At 37.3% G+C, this 20300-nt stretch carries 24 protein-coding genes and 1 rRNA gene; 5 read left to right on the plus strand and 20 right to left on the minus strand.

Features of this window, described 5'->3' with window-relative positions; translation table 11 throughout:
- Positions 1-59: 59 nt before the first annotated feature.
- On the minus strand, positions 60-626 hold the full coding sequence (locus tag GVV22_RS09165) for an NAD(P)H-dependent oxidoreductase (protein ID WP_159649815.1): 567 nt from the start codon (positions 624-626) through the stop codon (positions 60-62).
- 78 nt (positions 627-704) lie between these two features.
- Between GVV22_RS09165 and GVV22_RS09170 the strand changes: the two genes are divergently transcribed.
- Complete coding sequence (locus GVV22_RS09170; RefSeq protein WP_159649816.1) at positions 705-1253, plus strand: TIGR00730 family Rossman fold protein; 549 nt, start codon at positions 705-707, stop codon at positions 1251-1253.
- A 23-nt stretch (positions 1254-1276) separates the two neighbouring features.
- Here GVV22_RS09170 and GVV22_RS09175 read toward each other — a convergent pair whose 3' ends face one another.
- The 15 genes from GVV22_RS09175 to GVV22_RS09245 form a co-directional block, all read right to left on the minus strand.
- Positions 1277-2644, minus strand: a complete 1368-nt coding sequence (locus tag GVV22_RS09175; protein ID WP_159649817.1) for a murein hydrolase activator EnvC family protein — start codon at positions 2642-2644, stop codon at positions 1277-1279.
- A gap of 18 nt (positions 2645-2662) precedes the next feature.
- Positions 2663-4153 (minus strand): murein hydrolase activator EnvC family protein, encoded by a 1491-nt coding sequence (locus GVV22_RS11135; RefSeq protein ID WP_159649818.1) that lies wholly within the window; start codon positions 4151-4153, stop codon positions 2663-2665.
- The gene (gene ftsX, locus GVV22_RS09185; RefSeq protein ID WP_159649819.1) at positions 4150-5052 is read right to left on the minus strand and encodes a permease-like cell division protein FtsX; all 903 of its coding nucleotides are present in this window, start codon (positions 5050-5052) and stop codon (positions 4150-4152) included. Before ftsX ends, GVV22_RS11135 begins: the two co-directional genes overlap by 4 nt.
- Positions 5045-5734, minus strand: a complete 690-nt coding sequence (ftsE, locus tag GVV22_RS09190; RefSeq protein WP_159639521.1) for a cell division ATP-binding protein FtsE — start codon at positions 5732-5734, stop codon at positions 5045-5047. Before ftsE ends, ftsX begins: the two co-directional genes overlap by 8 nt.
- Before the next feature lie 62 nt (positions 5735-5796).
- Complete coding sequence (locus tag GVV22_RS09195; RefSeq protein ID WP_159649820.1) at positions 5797-6642, minus strand: YitT family protein; 846 nt, start codon at positions 6640-6642, stop codon at positions 5797-5799.
- A protein-coding gene (prfB, locus tag GVV22_RS09200) for a peptide chain release factor 2 (RefSeq protein WP_201290715.1) occupies positions 6643-7747 on the minus strand; the annotation gives its coding sequence in 2 pieces (ribosomal slippage) (positions 6643-7674 and positions 7676-7747; 1104 coding nt in all).
- 29 nt (positions 7748-7776) lie between these two features.
- The gene (gene secA, locus GVV22_RS09205; protein WP_159649821.1) at positions 7777-10119 is read right to left on the minus strand and encodes a preprotein translocase subunit SecA; all 2343 of its coding nucleotides are present in this window, start codon (positions 10117-10119) and stop codon (positions 7777-7779) included.
- Between the two features lie 87 nt (positions 10120-10206).
- Positions 10207-10404 (minus strand): cold-shock protein, encoded by a 198-nt coding sequence (locus tag GVV22_RS09210; protein WP_159637761.1) that lies wholly within the window; start codon positions 10402-10404, stop codon positions 10207-10209.
- Positions 10405-10485: 81 nt separating this feature from the next.
- Complete coding sequence (locus GVV22_RS09215) at positions 10486-10950, minus strand: phosphoribosyltransferase family protein (protein WP_159649822.1); 465 nt, start codon at positions 10948-10950, stop codon at positions 10486-10488.
- An 86-nt stretch (positions 10951-11036) separates the two neighbouring features.
- Positions 11037-12068, minus strand: a complete 1032-nt coding sequence (locus tag GVV22_RS09220; protein WP_159649823.1) for a helicase-related protein — start codon at positions 12066-12068, stop codon at positions 11037-11039.
- 140 nt (positions 12069-12208) lie between these two features.
- The gene (locus tag GVV22_RS09225) at positions 12209-12763 is read right to left on the minus strand and encodes a haloacid dehalogenase-like hydrolase (protein ID WP_159649824.1); all 555 of its coding nucleotides are present in this window, start codon (positions 12761-12763) and stop codon (positions 12209-12211) included.
- Positions 12750-13337, minus strand: coding sequence for a PolC-type DNA polymerase III (locus GVV22_RS09230; RefSeq protein ID WP_159649825.1), 588 nt, complete (start codon positions 13335-13337; stop codon positions 12750-12752). The genes GVV22_RS09225 and GVV22_RS09230 overlap by 14 nt, the downstream gene beginning before the upstream one ends.
- Before the next feature lie 80 nt (positions 13338-13417).
- Complete coding sequence (locus tag GVV22_RS09235) at positions 13418-13999, minus strand: hypothetical protein (protein ID WP_159649826.1); 582 nt, start codon at positions 13997-13999, stop codon at positions 13418-13420.
- Positions 13999-14391, minus strand: coding sequence for an arsenic metallochaperone ArsD family protein (locus tag GVV22_RS09240; protein ID WP_159649827.1), 393 nt, complete (start codon positions 14389-14391; stop codon positions 13999-14001). Before GVV22_RS09240 ends, GVV22_RS09235 begins: the two co-directional genes overlap by 1 nt.
- Positions 14391-15398: a glycosyltransferase family 4 protein gene (locus tag GVV22_RS09245; RefSeq protein ID WP_159649828.1), complete on the minus strand. Its 1008-nt coding sequence runs from the start codon at positions 15396-15398 to the stop codon at positions 14391-14393. The genes GVV22_RS09240 and GVV22_RS09245 overlap by 1 nt, the downstream gene beginning before the upstream one ends.
- Before the next feature lie 136 nt (positions 15399-15534).
- Between GVV22_RS09245 and GVV22_RS09250 the strand changes: the two genes are divergently transcribed.
- The 4 genes from GVV22_RS09250 to GVV22_RS09265 all read left to right on the plus strand — a co-directional run bounded on the left by GVV22_RS09250 (position 15535) and on the right by GVV22_RS09265 (position 17755).
- On the plus strand, positions 15535-16044 hold the full coding sequence (locus GVV22_RS09250) for a transcription repressor NadR (RefSeq protein ID WP_236261946.1): 510 nt from the start codon (positions 15535-15537) through the stop codon (positions 16042-16044).
- A 71-nt stretch (positions 16045-16115) separates the two neighbouring features.
- The gene (locus tag GVV22_RS09255; protein WP_159649829.1) at positions 16116-16634 is read left to right on the plus strand and encodes a hypothetical protein; all 519 of its coding nucleotides are present in this window, start codon (positions 16116-16118) and stop codon (positions 16632-16634) included.
- 24 nt (positions 16635-16658) lie between these two features.
- Positions 16659-17018 carry an arsenate reductase family protein gene (locus GVV22_RS09260; protein WP_159649830.1) on the plus strand — a complete coding sequence of 120 codons (360 nt, stop codon included), beginning with the start codon at positions 16659-16661 and terminating at the stop codon, positions 17016-17018.
- On the plus strand, positions 17015-17755 hold the full coding sequence (locus tag GVV22_RS09265; RefSeq protein ID WP_159649831.1) for a YaaA family protein: 741 nt from the start codon (positions 17015-17017) through the stop codon (positions 17753-17755). The genes GVV22_RS09260 and GVV22_RS09265 overlap by 4 nt, the downstream gene beginning before the upstream one ends.
- Before the next feature lie 208 nt (positions 17756-17963).
- Here GVV22_RS09265 and rplA read toward each other — a convergent pair whose 3' ends face one another.
- The 4 genes from rplA to rrf form a co-directional block, all read right to left on the minus strand.
- A complete protein-coding gene (gene rplA, locus GVV22_RS09270) occupies positions 17964-18647 on the minus strand; it encodes a 50S ribosomal protein L1 (protein WP_159637785.1) in 684 nt (227 codons plus the stop codon).
- Positions 18648-18652: 5 nt separating this feature from the next.
- Positions 18653-19075 carry a 50S ribosomal protein L11 gene (gene rplK, locus GVV22_RS09275; protein ID WP_159639533.1) on the minus strand — a complete coding sequence of 141 codons (423 nt, stop codon included), beginning with the start codon at positions 19073-19075 and terminating at the stop codon, positions 18653-18655.
- 136 nt (positions 19076-19211) lie between these two features.
- Positions 19212-20129: an aldo/keto reductase gene (locus GVV22_RS09280; RefSeq protein WP_159649832.1), complete on the minus strand. Its 918-nt coding sequence runs from the start codon at positions 20127-20129 to the stop codon at positions 19212-19214.
- Positions 20130-20203: 74 nt separating this feature from the next.
- A 5S ribosomal RNA gene (gene rrf / locus GVV22_RS09285) occupies positions 20204-20300 on the minus strand; the annotation flags it as partial.

The raw sequence follows: 20300 nt of genomic DNA on the forward strand, positions 1-20300 counted from the left end.
ATTCCACCTCAATGTACTAAGTTTATCACAGCACATAATAAAAATCCCAGTTAAGGGATTTATTTCAAGTATTGTTCAATTTCTGACAGGAACTGGTTTCGTGTTTCTTCCATGTGTACTGTCTTGCAATGTAGCCACGTGACATTCGTAATACCCACAGTTCCAAACAACGCTTCGATCATTGTTTTGTTGATAGGATCGCCAATGTGTTCAAAGATTTCTTTGCCTATGTTTCCCGTTGTAAAAACTGCAGCTTTATTGATATCCAATTTCCCAACCAAATTATGATTTTCATCCATATCGTAAGTATGTCCTTTTAAGAATACCTTGTCAAAAAAACCTTTGAGCATTGCCGGTGCGCCATACCACCAAACAGGAAATACAAAGATGACTTCATCACTTGCTTTCAAGCGCTTCATGTAATCTTCTGCTTTTGGATCATTGTACTCACCTTTGCCAAACAATTTCAAATCTTCAACGTGAAATGCAGGATCAAACCCGTCTTGATGGAGATCGATGACATCCACGTCGTGACCTTTCGCAAGCAATTGAGCTTTCGTTACTTCTAAAACGTGATGATTAAAACTTCCATCCCATGGATGTGTATATACGATTGTTGTTTTCATTTTGATTCCTCCATTGTCTATTTTATCAACCACGCTTATCCGCACATGGTATAATGACCTTAAAAGTGGAGGGTTTATATGAAGTTAGCTGTTTTCTGTGGTTCACGCGATACGAGCAACCACAATATTGTGAAAGAAGCAAAAAATTTAGCAAAGACATTGGTATCTAGAGATATAACGATGGTGTACGGTGGTGCGCGATCAGGCATTATGGGGATAATCGCTGATGAGATGATCGCATTGAATGGTAAAGTCATTGGTGTCATGCCCAAGATTTTAGTTGATAAAGAAATTGCGCATCCGGGCCTTACAGAACTTGTAATTGTAGACGACATGAGTGTTCGTAAAACGATGATGAACGAGATGTCTGACGCCTTCGTCGCATTTCCTGGAGGTTGCGGCACAATGGATGAAATTTTTGAAGTGATTACATTAAATCAAATTGAATATTTCAACAAACCAGTTGGTTTTGCAAATATTGATGGTTACTATGACGGAATTCATGATTTCTTAAAAACATCCGTGAGCAACACATTTATGTACCCATCACATCTTGAAGCAATTCAATTTGAAGCAACATCAGTAGCAATTGTTGATGCCATAGTAAAAGGTGTATCAATGAACTAATTTGTTCATTGATACACCTTTTTTTAAACACCTAAGAATGCTTCTGGGTCAATACGGCACGGTGTTGAACCTTTATATTCACAACGACTGCTTTGACCACGGTCAGAACCACCCAAACCAAATTGAGCAGTACGCCATGTGCTATTCCACATTGACACTCCTTCTGAAACCGAACCGACTCCTAGATCAAATATCTCGATATGGGCGTGTGATCCGATAGAATTTCCTGAGTTTCCGACACCACCTACTTGTTGACCTTGGCTCACAACGCTACCTGGACCAACCTTAAATGATCCATTCGCCATATGCATGATCAACGCACCATAGACTTTTCCATTTGATTCGAAAATCATTGATAGATGATTTCCAAGACCACTATTGCAACCAAAACTTGAATAAGTATCACATCCACCTTGAGTTACAACAACCACACCATTTCCAACAGCATAGATTGGTTCAAAATAACCAGCAGATAAATCCACTCCAAGGTGCGTTCCACCCCAGCTATATCCCCATACTGATTCGGTTTTTCTTCCGGTTGGTACAGGACTTGATAAGCCATTAGTTGGAGGGATTGCATTGATTGCATCGGCAGTTGCTTGGTCAAGTTCGATTGCTGCTTGAACTTGTGCTTCCTGCATTTCAAAGTTAACTTTTTGAATGACTAATTCATCATAAATTTTTTGTACACCAGCTTGAAGATATACGATATTTTCTTTGTCGACAACGACCAAACTTTTATTAAGTTCGATATTCTCAATTTCAGTTGCGACCGCGGATTTTGTTTCTTCTAGCGCTTGTTTTTGCGTCTTAAAGTTATCAATAAGCGATTCATTATAGCGACGAATACTATTCATCCCTACAACACGACGCATAATATCGGAGAAATCAGTTGCGCCCATAAGGAATTCTATATATCCGTTGACACGCATGTTCATTTGACTCTGAACCATATATGTCTTAATTTCTTCCTCAAGTTTCGCAATCTCAGTCTCACGAGTTTGTATTTCAACTTGGAGTTCTTGAATATGTTGTTCCTTTTGCGCAATTTCGAGTTCTAGCGTTTTTATATTCGCGTCTAATACAGTGATTTGATTTTCAAAATCTTGAATAAGTCCAAGATTTTCCATCAAATTCGTCTCAATATCTTTAAGTTTATTTGAGATTTCATTTTTTACTGCTTGATTGTTTTGAGCACGCTCTAACAAGTACTCACGGTATTCACGACAAACTTGCGCTGACGACTCAGAATACGAGCTACAAAGCTGGTCATACTTCCCAGGATTGGATTCGAAATCATCACGATTACTAGCAAATATCGGGGCAAGTACGCCAAGTAGCATCATTAAAATAATTGAGATAATAATTGTATTTTTTAAAATTCGTTTCATGTTCACCTCATCTATTGATTATGTGCTGTATACATAGCGACCTGGATTTGTTCGGCATGGATAGCTTCCACGATAATCACATAGTGATGAATTTCCACCACTTGATCCACCAAGTCCAAATTGAGCAGTTCGATGACCATTATTCCATAGATTTAATCCATCAACGACAGTACCAGGTCCCAAATCGAAAATTTCAATATGGACGTGTGGCCCTGTAGATGTTCCTGAGTTTCCAGTGTAACCAATCACAGTACCAGCAGGAACAACAGCAAGTTGTCCCACTGCGGTACTTGATAAATGCATGAATAATGCGCCATACGAACGATCGCCATCTTGGAAAATCATTGAAATATGATTTCCGAGCCCACCGTTACATCCATCAGCATTATTCCCGCAACCACCTTGAGCAACTACAATGACACCATTACCAATTGCTCTTAATGGAGTTCCTATATCTGCACCTAAATCATTACCGAGATGCCATCCACCCCATGGATACTGCCATACACTGGCTGTCAATGACGTCCCCGGAACTGGATGATATATGTCGGTAGAACCTTCTCCAGGTCCAGGGTCCGGGTTTCCTGGATCTGGGTTTCCTGGATCTGGGTTTCCTGGATCTGGATTTCCAGGATCAACCGGTTTGCTAGGATCTGGTTTTTCAGGCTCTGGTTTTGGTACCAAGACAAGATCACCAATTTGACTTGCTAAATCGTTACTAATTGTAATTTCACTTTGAACTTGGGCATCCGCTACATCCAAAATGTCTTTTTGTTCAGATAATTTCGCATAGACATACTGAATTTCCGCTTCATATGCTTTTGCGAGTTCACGTTCAGATTCAATTGCCTTTTTATTCAATTCAATCGCAAATTTCTCATTTTCGATTAATGCACGATCTTCTTGGAGTTTCAATTGTTGTACTTTAAATGCATCAATCATTTTCTCATTTGATTTCTTAATAGCATTCAAACCTTCAACGCGTCGAATGATATCGGAGAAATCAGTTGCTCCCATTAAGAACTCGATGTATCCATTGACACGCATGGTCGATTGACTCTTAACCATATAGGCTTTAATGTCTTCTTCTAAACCTTTAATGTCTTCCAATCGTTGCGCTATTTGAATTTCGATAAGCGCAATTTGAGCCTCATTTTGTACAATTTGGACCTCTAACGATTTAATTTGCGTTTCAAGATCCTTTATCTTTCCTTCATACTCACCAAGAATTGATAAATTACTCTTTAAATCTGTGTCTACTTTTTCACGACGACTTGCAATTTCAGCACGTTCTGCTTCTTTATTACCAGCACGACGTTCAAGGAATGAACGGTACCCATCACACGTTGTTTTAACACTTTCACTTTCTATTCCGCGACACAGCTCTTGATAGTAAGTGAGGTTATTTTCATATTCATCATCAGACGTAGCATAAACAGATGTTGATACTAAGATCATCATTGATAATACTGTCACTACTTGAATTGTGTTTCGAAATAGTTTTTTCATCGCGTCCACCTTAAGAACTTCCCGACAGAAAAGACACTACCAATTGCTCCAACAGTCGAACCAATTAGTGCCAATACAACAGAGATCTGGTATACCATCGGTGTTGGTGATACCAAGACAAACATTTTTGAAAATAAGAATCCACCGACTGATTCAAATAAATATTGATATCCGAAAATTGTGATAAGAATTGGAACAAACGAGCCAATTAAACCAATTAACATTCCTTCAATAATAAATGGCCATCTGATGTACCAGTTAGTAGCACCTACGGTACGCATAATGCCGATTTCACGACGTCGTGAATGAATCGATACACGAATCGTATTTGAAATTAAAAATATTGCAACTACACCCAATGCAATGACAATTGCAAATCCAATATTACGAACTTGTTCCAAACCGTGCACAAAGGTAGATGTCGCATCACCACCATAAATCGCATCATCAACACCTTCAATTTTTAGTATTTCCTGGGTAATTTGTTTCAAATACTCACCCTTTTCAGCTTGAACTAAAAATGTAAGTGGCATTGGGTTAGATTCACCTCTGAACGATCCAAAGAGTAACTCTGCGTCTTCACCTGAGTTTCTTATAAACATCTCTAGCTCTTCTTCTTTCGAAGAAAAACCTACAGATTTTACATTGGGGATAACCTCAATTGCTTTAGAGATTCGGTCGATGTTTTCTTGACTCTCATAGTTATTATTAACGTGAACAGCGATTTGAACACTCTCTTCAATTTGTTTCGTGATGACACCAAGGTTTGCACTTAACAACAAGAAAAGCGCCATAATTAATAGCGTCACAGTAACAGATGAAATACTTGATAACGACAGCGCAAAGTTACGCACCATTCCCAAGAATCCTTCTTTAATATGTCTTAATACTCTATTCATGACTGATGTATCCTCCAGATGTTAAATCTGCAACAATATGTCCAGCATCTAAGGCAATCGTACGTTTTTTATTATTATTTACAATATCTACATCATGCGTAACCATAAGTACAGTTGTTTCTTCTTCTCGATTTATACGCTCTAACAACATAATAATCTCATTTGATTTTTCAGGGTCTAAGTTACCCGTTGGTTCATCGGCAATAAGCAATTGAGGCTTATTAGCAATCGCTCTTGCGATAGCAACTCTTTGTTGTTGTCCACCACTTAACTCTTGAGGGAACGCATTCGCTTTTTCACTCAGATCAACCAATCTTAAGACTTCACGAACACGTGATCGAATCTTGGCGTTTGGTGTATTCACTACTTCGAGGGCAAACGCAATATTCTCAAAAACAGTTTTACGTTCTAAGAGTTTGAAATCTTGAAATACGACACCAATTCTTCGTCGATAAATAGGAACTTTGGAATGTCGTAACTTTCCAACGTTATAGTCTCCTACATTAACACTTCCTGAAGTTGGAATTTCTTCACCATCTAGGAGCTTAATTAGTGTGGATTTCCCACTACCAGTAGGACCAATTATGTAGACAAACTCACCTTGGTCTACAGATAGATTGATGTCATATAGTGCATTGACACCATTTTTATATTTTTTTGATACGTCTTTTAGAACTAGCATCTATCTCTCACTCCTTTATTCATTTTAAATTATAGCATACGCCTTTTGAAGTTTGCGTGAAACTAAACTGTCCTGAAGCCCTTGCCATGGACTTCAGTTGCATTCGAAACAACTAAGAATGCTTCTGAATCTATCGAAAGGACCGCCTTTTCAAGATCATTATATTGTTTTTTACTGATCACGGTCATGACAATTTCTTTGCGATCTTGGGTATAACCACCGCGTGCTGTAATGATTGTAGACCCGCGGACAATATTGTTATGAAGATAGTCCAAAATCGATTCATACTCGTCTGAAATAATCGTAACTTGTCGCGCGTCTATACCACCAATGAGGGATATTTTATCGATTGCTTTAGTTGACGCATAAATGGATATGAATCCCATAAGAACCTGATTCAATGTGTAGCTGTGGAATCCCAAAAGTACTGTTACTGCATCTACTGCAAAAATATAGACCGACACACGAACTCCCGTATAACGCGATAGAATGAGAGGTGGTATGTCCATCCCTCCTGTACTTGCACCTGTTTTAAATGTTAATCCGAGACCAATACCCATAAAAATACCGCCAAACAGTGATGCGATTAGAGGATCAAGTGTTGCATTGAACGGAATTAAACTCAGTAAATTAACGAAAAGCGGATATAATATGCTACTTGCTAATGTTTTTAAGGCAAACTTTTTCCCCAAGAATACAAGGCCCATTAAGAAAGCGAGCCCGATTATAATGTTCATCATAATTCTTGGCTCCACCCTTAAAATAGGATAAAGGGCGACGGCAACTCCTGCCACACCGCCCGATAAAATATTGTTTGGGAGAATAAAGAATGTAACACCGCACGCAAGCACAAAATTTCCGAGCACCAATAAGAGTGCATTTGTTATTTTGTCTTGGTATTGTTTCATCTATACACCTACGTTCATTTTCAAGAATGCTTCAATAAAGTCATCAATTTCACCGTCTAAAACATCGTCAACTTGACTTGTTTCCTGTTTTGTACGATGATCTTTTACCATTGAATATGGGTGCATAACATATGAACGGATCTGTGATCCCCACTCTATTAGTTTTTGCTCCCCTTTGATTGCCGCTAGATTTGCTTGTTGCTGCTCAATTTCACGTTGGTAAAGTTTACTTTTGAGCATCATAAGCGCTTCTTCTCGGTTTTGCAATTGACTTCTACCGGTTTGGCAAGTCACGACAATTCCCGATTCTTTGTGCGTGATACGTACTGCAGAATCGGTTTTATTAACGTGCTGTCCACCCGCTCCAGATGCGCGCATTGTATCGACGTCAATGTCTTCTGGATTAATGACAATTTCAATACTATTGTCAAATTCTGGCGCGACATCAACCGATGCAAACGATGTATGGCGCCTACCTGATGAATCAAACGGGCTTATTCGCACAAGACGATGTACCCCTTTTTCAGCTTTTAAATAGCCATAAGCTAATGGTCCACTAACTAAGAAAGAAACTGCTTTTAGGCCTGCCTCATCACCATCCAAATAGTTAAGAACCGAGACTTTGTATTTTTTGTCTTGGGCCCAACGTGTATACATACGATACAACATCTCCGCAAAGTCCTGGCTTTCAGTTCCACCAGCACCCGGATGTATCTCTACAATTGCATTTTTTTGATCGTAATCATGACTCAATAAAATCATTATTGAGAACGAATCTAATTCCTTCTCAATATCTTTAACTTCGAGTTCAAGCATTTCTTTGAACTCTTCATCGAATTCTTCCTTGAGCAACGCTAATGTATCAAGGCCATCATCAATGCGCTTTAATAGTTGATTATATGTTTCAACTGTTTTTTTGATTTGGTTTAGTGTCTGAATATGTTGGGCACTTTTTTTATGATCATCCCAAAACCCTTCAACCACCATCTCAGCTTCTAATGCTTCTACTTTGCTTTGCTTTTGAGCCAAGTCAAAGTGAATCACCGAGCGCTTTCAGTGAATCTAATGATTCTTCTAAAATTTGAGCTATTTCAAATAATTCCAAAATTCATCACCCTTGTCTATTCTGTAAATCTATTGTCTGTATTCAATTTTTACATTAATGCAGAACATTACAATGTCCTGCGCGATTGCTCCTAGCATCTCGTCAAACATCTCAAAGCCTTCGTTTACATATGCTTGTAGTGGTTTTTCTTGAGCATAGGAACGCAAATGAATTCCTTCGCGTAACTTGCTCATTGCATCAATATGATCAATCCAAGAACGGTCAATCATGCGAAGTGCCATATCTTTTTCGACACGTGTAAATTGGTCAGATACTTCCGCAATTTTCGCTTCATAACGACCCCATGCATCGCCAACAATAAATGCTTGAAGTTCATTCACATTCATGGCACTTAAAGATGCTTCATTAACTGCATCAGTAATAAGGCCCAGTTTTTCAAGTGCTTCGACTAAGCCGTTGATATCAACTGACTGGTCTTTACTTTCCATATTTCTAAATGATCCAATTGTATTTGAGATAACACGTTCGAACATTTCTAAAATGATACTATGAACATCATCATTTTCAAGAATATAGTTACGTTGCTCATACATAATTTCGCGTTGTTGACGTAAAACATCATCGTAATCAAGCAATGTTTTACGAATGTCAAAGTTAATTCCTTCAACACGCTTTTGTGCTGCACTAATTTGTTTTGTTAGAGTCTTATTTTCAACCGCTACATCACCAAGACGTGATGTGACCGATTCCCAACGTTCACTTCCATAACGAATCATAAGATCGTCTTCAAATGATACGAAGAAACGAGACATTCCGGGATCTCCCTGACGTCCAGAACGACCACGTAACTGGTTATCAATACGACGTGATTCGTGACGTTCACTACCAATAACCGCTAATCCACCAAGTGCACGTGATTCGTCATCTAGTTTGATGTCAGTTCCACGACCAGCCATGTTGGTAGCGATTGTTACTGAACCTTTACGTCCTGCTCGTTCAATAATTTGCGCTTCACGAGCATGGTTCTTAGCATTCAAAATTTCATGTTTGATTTTGCGTTGTGTCATCATCATACTTAGATACTCTGATGTTTCAACTGCAACAGTACCCACAAGTACAGGTTGTCCTGTCTCATGAATTTCTTTAACTTGTTGAATAAGTGCTTCAAATTTAGCTTTCTTCGTTCCAAAAATTAAGTCTTCGTTATCCATACGTACTACTGGTCGATTCGTTGGAATGACTAAGACACGCATATTATAGATTTCTAAGAATTCTTCTTCTTCAGTTTTAGCTGTACCAGTCATCCCAGATAATTTGTTGTAAAGACGGAAGAAGTTTTGGTATGTAATCGTAGCAAGTGTGACACTTTCTTGCTTGATAGCGACATTTTCTTTTGCACTTAGTGCTTGGTGTAAACCATCCGAATACTCGCGACCCTCCATCAAACGACCTGTAAATTGATCAACGATTATGATTTGGTTGTCTTGAACAACATACTCAATATCTTTCAACATTGTATAGTTTGCCTTCAAAGCATTATTGATATGGTGAAGTAATGCTGTGTTATCCAAATCATAAAGGTTATTTACTTTAAATGTATTTTCTGCTTTTTCAACACCTGACTCCGTAAGTTGTACAGTTTTTGATTTTACATCAACGACATAATCGGCACCTTGTGAAAGTTTCTTAGCAAATTTATCTGCTTGTTCATACAAACGGGCACCTTCACGTGCACCACCTGAAATAATTAATGGTGTACGTGATTCATCAATAAGAATCGAGTCAACCTCATCGATTAACGCGAAATTAAGTGGACGTAATACGCGATCCTCGATACGAGTGACCATGTTATCACGTAAATAATCAAATCCTACTTCAGAGTTCGTCGTATACGTAATATCCATTTCATATACTTCACGTTTCTGAGATGCAGATAACTGACGCAAGTTTGTACCTACAGTAAGTCCTAAGAATCGGTGAATTTCACCCATCCACTCCGCATCACGAGACGCAAGGTATTCATTAACTGTAATGACATGAACCCCTTTGCCATCTAATGCGTTTAAGTAAGTTGGTAATATTGCTGTTAATGTTTTCCCTTCACCGGTACGCATTTCAGCGATATCGCCACGATGTAAGATGATTCCCCCCATTAATTGAACAATATATGGAAATTCTCCTATTACACGGTATGCGGCTTCACGTGCAACCGCAAAGGATTCAACTAATAAGTCATCCAATGTTTCACCATTGTTGAGGCGTTGTTTAAAAATTTCTGTTTTGTTTTTTAGCTCTTCGTCTGAGAGTGCGCGAATCTCATCTTTCAGCGCATCAATAGCATGAGCAGTCTTTTCTACTTCATTAAGAATTTTGCGGTCTCCGCTAAATAAATTATTAAAAAATCCAGCCATATTTCATGCCTCCATTCATTTTTTATTGTATCATAATCATTATTGATATGAAATCATTAAAAAAGTTGGCAGATGCCAACTTTATCTTTAGATTCTAACGATGTTATGTGCCTGTAAGCCTCGCTCGGTATCCATTAATTCGAACTCGACATCAGTTCCTTCTTCGATAGTCTTGAACCCCTCCATCACAAGGTGTGAATAGTGAAAGAATACATCACTATCTTCTGTTGTTGTGATAAATCCGAATCCTTTGTTCTTATTGAACTTTTTTACTTTTCCTTGCATTTCAAATCCTATACCTTTCTACATCTGACATGTTTGATTATACGTCAGAGCCACTTAAAAGACAAGTGAAATCGCTTACTTTTATTTTTTGAAACGCTTAGAATATGAAATTGAAATACCCTTAACACTTTTAACATACGGCTTAACAAGTCTCATACAGGCCTCTAAACTCGACCCTGAACTAATGATATCATCTACAACTACTACATCTTTGTTTACTATTTTTGTGAACGCAACTAGGATAATATTATTAGCAATGTCGGTTCGATCGGATACGTTAGTTTGGTCGTGTAATGCTTTGTTTTCAAAAATAGAGTGCGAAACAATTCCAGCACAATCAAGAAGATACTCGACATGATGAAAACTTCGTGATATTTGAGAATCTCGACGCGACGGAACTACTACAACCATTTTCCCACGTGTGTGTTTCTTTAATTTTTTCTTAATTCGCCACATAATTGGTTGCGCTAATGAACGATCACGGCCATCTTTATATCGCAACAGCAAGACCCGAATCGTAGTTTCGTATTTATAGAAACTAAGCACCTCAAATTCTCCAACATTTAAATTCAATACGTTTGTTGATAACTGGCACAATCCGCACAAATGCGGATTATCCAAAAAATAGTCAATTATGCCTTTTCCTGTATCGACTGATTTAAAACACCCCGAGCAGCATCGTTCGCAATTTTGATTCGATTGACACACGATTGTAGCGAAGTTGAATACTCGCGACAGTAGAAAACAACAGTACCTTTTAATGGTTTCATTCCTCTCATTACCCGACCTGCAATTTGAACTAGTGACGATTCACTAAAAACCCTGTGGTGTGCTTCATAAACACAAACATAACAATTTTCGAAAGTTACGCCCCTCTCCAAAATTGTTGTACAAACAATCCAATTTCTCTTTTCCCGAAATGTTGATAAAATACTTTCCTTGTCAACACATTCAGAGGTTATCAACGCGCACCGCAAGAGCCGCGATAAGCACTTTCCTAGTTTCATAGTTGGAACGAAAATAAGTACCATTTCCCGTTTCAAATTCATGAGATCTTTAAACAATGTGATTATTGGGAAATATCGACATTTGACAATAGGGACTGGTAGAAGTTTACCACTGGGTCGCAATGGAACAACAATACGATATACATGAGCAATATCATATGTGGCAGATAGATATAAAAACGTTCCTCGACAAGCTAGTTTTGCGAAACGCACAAGTAGGGCATCGTTTACATACGGAAATGCATCCGGCTCATCAAGTATCAGGACATCAAAATACTGAGGATAACGAAAAAGTTGATGTGTTGTGCACACAATCAAATCACCCGACAATTTATCAACACATCCCCCAAATACTGCAGTAACCTGATAGTCATCCAAATACGACTGAATTCGTTCTGCTAGTTCGATAACGACTTCCCGTCTCGGAATTGCCCACCCAACATGCAATCCCTTTTTAAGGAGATATCGCAAAACAGGAATACAGATCTCTGTTTTACCCGCTCCACAAACTGCATCAACAAAGATTGACTGTTTCAAGATACGATCGACAATCTGATTACTCGCACGTTGCTGTATATTTGTTAGCTTTAAAGACCGCTTTTCCCTTACATTTTGATGAATTAAACTCGATGCTTCTTCGAGATTAAAATATTGCATAAAGCAACATCTCTTACAAAAAGTATCCGAAATCAAACTTGCGTTATCCTCCAAGCACTTCCAACAGATTCTCATTACATCACCTCTAATAAATATGATGACTTTGATCGAAATCCTAAAAAAAGTAACAGTTCAAACTGTTACCATGGTTTTATATCATTTCCGACAACAAAATAGCTTGCTTTCGCATACTGCGCTAATGGGTCATCCGAATAAGAATCAGAATAAAATGACTCCATTTCAGATAAATCATACAACTCTCGCATACGACGGACTTTTTCAGCAGCATAACAGTTCTCACCATCATGAGCCCCAGTATGTTTGTCCACTCGACTTGCGATTAAACTTAATCCCAATTCTCCAACAACAATCGGTTCCAAAAGAAACTCAGGAGAAGCAGAGATAATTAAATCATCCTCACGACGTTGATCAAAGTACCATTGTTTAATTTTGTGCTTATGCTCTGCCCAAAACTCTAAAACACGTAGATCAATATCTTCAATCTCTTTAAAATACTCATAAAATATGGTTTTCATTTCAGTTTTACTGATTTTACCGCGTTTATAATCAGCAGCTGCTTTCGTTTGTTTTAACCATAACTTAGATAGCTTCTTATCTTTTCTTAAGTTAAACTTGTAGAAGTCAATTGAACTATCTCCATCATAAATCGTTTTATCCCAATCATATACGTTCATAATAACCCTCTCTTTCACGCTTTTGCTCACGCAACGTTAAGTATTTTTCTCTCATTTTAAGGTAAACCTGTGCTGTCTGAAGACTGTCATCAAATCCACGATGACCAATCTTTCGTTCAACGCCAAAATACTCACATAAAGTTTCTAATTTGTGGTTTCTAATATCTTTGTTTAACAATCTTGAGATACGGAGTGTATCAATATAGTCGTTACGCATGATACCATCCATACAAACACTGTAAGCGTCGTAAATCAAAAAGTAATCAAATTGGACATTATGACCCAAAATAATATCATCACCAATAAATGCAACCACTTCCTCTATCACTTCTTCGATATAAGGAGCGCCTTCAAGCATCTCATCTGTGATGCCCGTTAAGGATACCACAAAAGGAAGGATACTATTTCTTGCCTTAACAAGTGTTGAAAAAGAATCCACAACAACACCACTTCGATAACGGATTGCGCTAATCTCTGTAATATCATGAAATTTATTACTTCGACCTGTCGTTTCTAAATCGATTACTGTAAAGTTTGTTACAAATTGCAACAAATTTTTGCCTACATATCGCATAACTACCTCTGTTCTAGAGATATTGTAACATAACTATCCCTACACTAAAACTAACCATAAAAATAACCCTACCAACAGGGTTATTTGTAATCTATAACACCAATCCAACGGCTTTGGTTTCCATCACTTCCATCCTTATGATAACTTATTACAAGTTTTTCAACAGGACTTAGTATAAACGTATATTCATCAAATACTTCATTCGACTTTAACTCAGAGACACCAAACCTAGTTTCTACATCACTTAATGGCGTTTCAAATGTCAGAAAATCATTCACTACAATATCTACGGATACATCACCCCCAAAAGTTCTATTTTCAGCATATATCTCTGCAATTTTTGCATCTGACATTATCACTTCTTGGTCACTGTTATTACTAAACGTTACTTTTATGATATTGTCATTATTTCTTAAATACATATTACTCATTTTTGTTTTTGGAGGCATTACTTGATCAATATCCTGTTCAGGAACCCACCCATTCGCAACAAAATCTTGATACGGAGCCGGTAGCACGTACTTTTCGCCTTTAAGAGAGACATTAAGCGACGTTTCCAAAACGATTTCTGGCTCTACCGGCTTAACTATTTCAGGGTCTTTGGAACCACATCCTAGCAATAACACTAAAAACACACCAACGATAGAAATTCTTTTTATCATTAAAAATCCTCCATATCGTCGTCATACGGATCTAGATAGACATCTGTCCCCACACCACAACACACACCTATTCTGCCAGTATTTGCAGCAGTAAATAACTCACTTTTTTCCACAATTCCATCAAAAATTGATGCATCTATCTTCAGAATGGCAGACAATTCCTTAGCTTTAGGATATGCCCCCGAATGAACAATCTCGCCATCCAGGACAAGAACAGGTAATAATAAGTTAAATTGGTTTGACACCTGAGCATCATTAATACGTTGAATATTAATTCCACTATCTTGTAACATATCAATTAATTTACCAAAATTTTCACGTCTAACATCTGTACTAATACCTAATAACGAGGTTGCTAAATCTACTGACGATTCATAAATTTTTAATTCCATCAATACTCCCCCTTTAACACTCGCTCATAAACATCCTTCAATTGAATTCCAATTTCTTTTATACTTCGTTCTTCGGCAACTTTATACGCAGCCTCAGTTGTCGAGGGTAATTCATCCCTTAAATATGCCCGAATCAAGTAGACAAAATCACGGATTGAATTTCCTTTATAACAACTTTCCTCATGAACCAACCAAGGGTCATAGACACCAATATCACGAACAATGGTTTGACAACGAGAAGCTAAAGCCTCCAGAACTACGATTCCTTCAGTTTCTTCATACGATGGGAAAAAAAATACATCTGCAGATGCATATGCACCTTCAATAATGTCACCCTTTATGTATCCAGGCAAAATTACATTATTCGGCTTCTCACGAATTGCATCCCTAACCTTAGATGTAACACTCGCTAGTGGTGTATGTCCAAACCAAATAAATGTGTACTCCGGTAATGCACGTGCGACCTCCATAAAATCGGGTAATCCCTTACGCTCAAAATACAATCCGACTGAAATAATCACTTTACGATCTTCCGGTAAGTTGAAATATTCTCTAAATGCCTTCACCTTCGAGTCATCATGTGTAAAACGAGCCAAGTCAATACCGTTAGAAACAGCTTGAATGGGTTTCTCTATACCATACGATTCAAGAATTTGTTTAGCATATGGAGTCGGTGTTAATATATAATCACCTAACTCATAACTTGAAATAATATGCATTTTAAAAAGTGGTGATAATTGGTTGGAAAATATGAAAGAATTTCTAAAATCTTCCTCTGTTGAGTGAGCATGGTATACGACTTTCTTTCCCTCTTTATGGGCTTTATTAGCCATAGCACGTGCCGCTAAATCGACTGTGTTAATGTGTACGATATCATAAGAATCATTTTCATCAGTAGTAAATGGAACACCCGCTTCTGTCAGTGCTCTGACTTGATGCTTCATCGCTCTCCCAATTCCTGATTTACTTAAGGCTTTTTCACCTCGTTGATATAATAAGACTTTCATAAATACCACCTTTGCTGTATCATTATTACTAATACAGTACCACTATGTACTTTCACTGTCAATTCGCAAACCGCGATAAAAATTCTACTGTATTTAGAAGATAAATTCATTAACTATATAGAAAGATTGAGGGAGTATGATGACCGGAGAAAAACGAAGAATTTCGATTGTTGAATTACTTATGCAAGAACATAAACGCCCGCTTAGTGCACAGTATATTGCCAATATCTTTAAGGTTTCTCGACAAATTATCGTAGGTGATATTGCACTTTTGAGAGCACAAGGTGTTAATATCCAAGCGACACCACGAGGTTATATTATCAATCAAACCGATAAACGCCCTCATTATATTATTCCAGTCGCACACCATAACGAAGACACTCGAAGAGAATTATCGTTATTGGTCGACAATGATGTCTCTGTTATTGATGTGACCGTGGAACACCCAATTTATGGTGAAATTACTGGTCAACTCAATATCAATACGCATGAAGATATTGAGGCATTCATAAGTAAAAACGGAACGCCATTATCTTCACTTACAGATGGCATTCATATCCACACGATTGCATGCAATGATGATGCACACTATCAGTTTATTCTTAAACTTCTGAAAAAACATAATCTTCTCTATGAATCAAACTAAGCTAGGTGTCTTGACACCTAGCTTTTATTTATTTACTATAGTCCTAGGTGTCATGACACCTAGGAGAAACTATGAAAACAACAAAGAATATTACCTTGAGTGCCATTTTAATTGCAATGGGAATTGCGATTCCAACTTTTATGCCTAAGTTCATTCTGCCCCCTGCATCCTACACACTAGCGTCACACGTGCCAATCTTCATTGCGATGTTTATATCCCCCGTGACGGCGGTTTCTGTGGCTCTAGGGACAGCCTTTGGCTTCCTCATGACAACCACTCCAGAAATTGCTGCACGTGCTCTATCACATGTTATCTTCGCTACGATCGGAGCCCTATATTTGCAAAAGCACCCTTCACTTATCAAAAATAAAAAACAATTACTTATTTTCAACATTATCATTGCCATTATCCACGCAAGTTCAGAAGTTCTGGTTGTCACACCATTTTACTTCACTAAAACTCTATCCCAGAATAGTGGCTATATTGTTAATATCATACTTCTTGTCGGCATCGGCGGGTTCATCCACAGTATAGTTGATTTCTTTATTGCTCAAACAGTCTTCGGCAAAGTAAAAACTGTGATAAGATAGAGTTACTGGCTTGGAGGCAGTGATATGAAAACACAATTTATTTGCTATAAGAAATGCTCAACCTGTAAGAAAGCAGAAAAACTACTTAGAAAACTTAATATTGACTTTGATCCACGCGAAATAATGGACGACAACCCAACATCTGAAGAATTACATTCATGGATTAAAATAAGTGGGCTTCCACTAAAATCCTTTTTCAATACGTCAGGAATAATGTATCGAGAGTTAAACTTGAAAGATAAACTTCCTACTTTAACCGATGATGAGGCTATCGATTTACTCGCAACATCTGGCCGACTCGTGAAACGTCCAATTCTAATTCACGCTAATAAAGTCTTGGTAGGATTTAAAGAAAGTGATTACTTGGAGTTGTTCGAAAAATGATTACATTAATTTCCCCAACGAAAACGATGGTTGAGTCACCATTGAACTATCATCAAGTACCTGTATTTAACAAAGAATCTCTTGTGATATTTAATGAACTCAATCAACTTGATTTCAATCAAGCAAAAAAAGTTTATAAGACTTCCGATAAGATTGTCTATAAATCTCTAGAAATGATTAATAACTACCACCCCTGTGGTGCTGCAATATTTTCATTTAAAGGTGCTTCATTTAAATCTATGAATGTAGATTCATGGTCAAAAACTGACCTTGAATATGCAAATTCACACTTAATTATACTTTCTTCACTCTTTGGCCTACATAGGCCTTTTGACACTATTGCACCTTATCGTTTGGACTATTTAAGCGATATTTCTATAGATTTATATAACTATTGGACAGATTATGTGACAGAGTATATAAATTCACTCCAAATGCCTGTAATTAATCTAGCCTCAAAAGAGTATTCAAACTCTGTAAATTTTTCAAAAATTGATGCCCCCGTTATTAATATAGAGTTTAAAGAATTTGACGGAGTTAAATACACAGCAAAATCAACCTATGTTAAATCGGCAAGAGGTGCATTTGTGCAAGAAATCGTCAAGAATAAAGTAAGAACAGTTAATGATCTTAAATCAATCTCTGTCCACGGATATAAATTTCAACATGATCTTTCAAATGATTCATCGTTGGTATATATTCACTCAACAAACCAACTAAAAATGCAAAAAGTATAATTATTAGTATGTAGTAAAACCGTACCTTACTGGTACGGTTCTTTTTATTTACGCAATAATTCTAGCAAGTTAAGAAATGTACATAAGGCCTCAAGATATATAGCACTATTGATATTTAATGAATATAACTACATCTATTTATCAAATTTTTACATGATCTACACTATCAACTTATAATAAAAAAGAAGCCGTGGCTTCTTTAGTAGTTTTAGTCTATTGCAACTTTTAATCCAGGACCCATTGTTGTTGTAATTACAAGGTTCTTAATGTAAGTACCTTTTACAGCAGCAGGACGTGCTTTAACAATTGTGTCGTTAAGTGCTTTAAAGTTTTCAATGATTGCTGAATCATCAAATGAAAGTTTACCAATAATTGTATTGATATTTGATTCTTTATCAACACGGTACTCGATTTTACCTTTTTTGATTTCTTCAACAGCTTTTGTAACATCCATAGTTACAGTTCCTGTTTTAGGGTTAGGCATTAATCCTTTAGGTCCTAGAACGCGCCCTAGTTTACCTAATTCACCCATCATGTCTGGTGTAGCGACGATAACATCGAAGTCAAACCATCCATTTTTTACTTCCTCAAGAATTTCTTTACCACCAACAAAATCTGCTCCTGCATCTTTTGCTTCTTGCTCTTTAGCACCTTGAGTTACAACTAATACTTTTTGTGAACGACCTGTACCATGTGGCAATACCATTGCTCCACGGATTTGTTGATCAGCGTGACGTGGATCAACATTTAGGTTATATGAAATTTCGACTGTTGGATCGAATTTAACAAAGTTAGCTTCTCTTAAAGTTTTCAATGCTTCTTCGATTGTATAAACTTTTGAACGATCGACTAATTCTCCAACTTTTTTGTAGTTTTTAGTTTTTTTAGCCATTTGAATTATGCCTCCATTCCTTCAATTGCGATACCCATATTTTTTGCTGTACCAGCAACAATACGCATAGCACCTTCAACGTCATTTGCGTTTAAGTCAGGTAATTTGTACTCTGCAATTTCACGCAATTGTGCTTCAGTGATTGTTCCAGCAATAGCTTTGCTTGGTGTTGCTGAACCACTTTTGATTCCAGCTGCACGTTTTAACAAGATTGAAGCAGGTGTTGTTTTTAAAGCGAAATCAAATGATTTATCATCAAATACTGTAATAACAACAGGTACGATATCTCCTGCGCGATCACGTGTTGCATCGTTAAATGCAGTTGTGAATTGAGGCATGTTAATTCCAACACCAGCTAATGCAGGTCCTGGTTTAGCTCCTCCAGCAGGGAATTGAAGTTTGGCAATTTTTGCAATTTTTTTACTCACACGACATTCCTCCTTGATTTTTGTCTGTGGTGTGGTTATCGAATGTTGCACACTCTCCCACACGAAAATGCCTATAAACAGGCTTAATTATTATATACTGTTGATACAACTAAGTCAACATTATGGCACCTTAAAATTACGGTAAGATATTACCTGCAACTCTATAAATTTCATACCATTCTGACCTTGTCAGAACTATCTCAGAACCTTTTGCAATACTCTCTATACGTCTAGGAGTCATGCTTCCAATCAGAACTTGCATTTGAGCTGGATGTGTTAAAATCCAACTGACTGCAATTGCATCTTTTGCAACACCATATTTAATTCCAATATTGGTTAGCAATTCATTCAGTGCTTCAAATTTTGGATTATCTAAAAATATCTCTTCAAAGTGTCCACTGTAAAATGGCGACCAAGCTTGTAAAGTAATTCCATTCATTCTTGCATGTTCAAGAATCCCCATTGCATAACCTACTGCAGCATCCGTCTTCATGTTAACGTTAAAACCACCATCAATCATCGGAGTGTGACGAATTGAAAACTGCACTTGATTTGTTAAGATAGAAAACTCCAGCCCGGTCTTTAGCAATTCGATTTGATATGGATTTTGATTGCTTACTCCAAAATTGCGAACAATTCCCTCACTATGTAATTGTTTGAAGGCCTCATTAACTTCAAAAGGATCAAACAGTGTATCTGGTCTATGAAGAACTAATACATCTAAGTAATCCATCTGAAGACGCTTTAAAGATTCACTAACAGAACTAATTATGTGCTCCTTTGAGAAGTCAAACATACCATCTCTAATACCGCACTTTGATTGTACTATAATTGACTCTCTATCGATCCCTAAAGACTTAATTGCTTGGCCGAAAATTACTTCCGATTCACCTCTACCATAGATATCAGCATGATCAAAAAAATTAATACCAGAATCTATTGAAACTTTTACGATCTCTTTTGCTTCCTCCAATGTTTTACCAGCCATCCTCATACATCCGAGTCCAATATTTGATACTTCGAGATCACTCTTTCCGAGATTAAAATACTTCATGGTATCCTCCTAGTTTTATAGTCTAACTATATCATAATCGCATAAAAAAAAGACATCCAAATGGATGTCGAATTACCTGGCAATGAGCTATCTTCACTAACGCTTGGCTAGATATTGTCGCCGCTAAAGTGCTTAACTTCTGTGTTCGAGATGGGAACAGGTGTGACCACT

Source organism: Erysipelothrix aquatica (assembly GCF_009828825.1).
Taxonomy (GTDB): Bacteria; Bacillota_I; Bacilli_A; order Erysipelotrichales; family Erysipelotrichaceae; genus Erysipelothrix; species Erysipelothrix aquatica_A.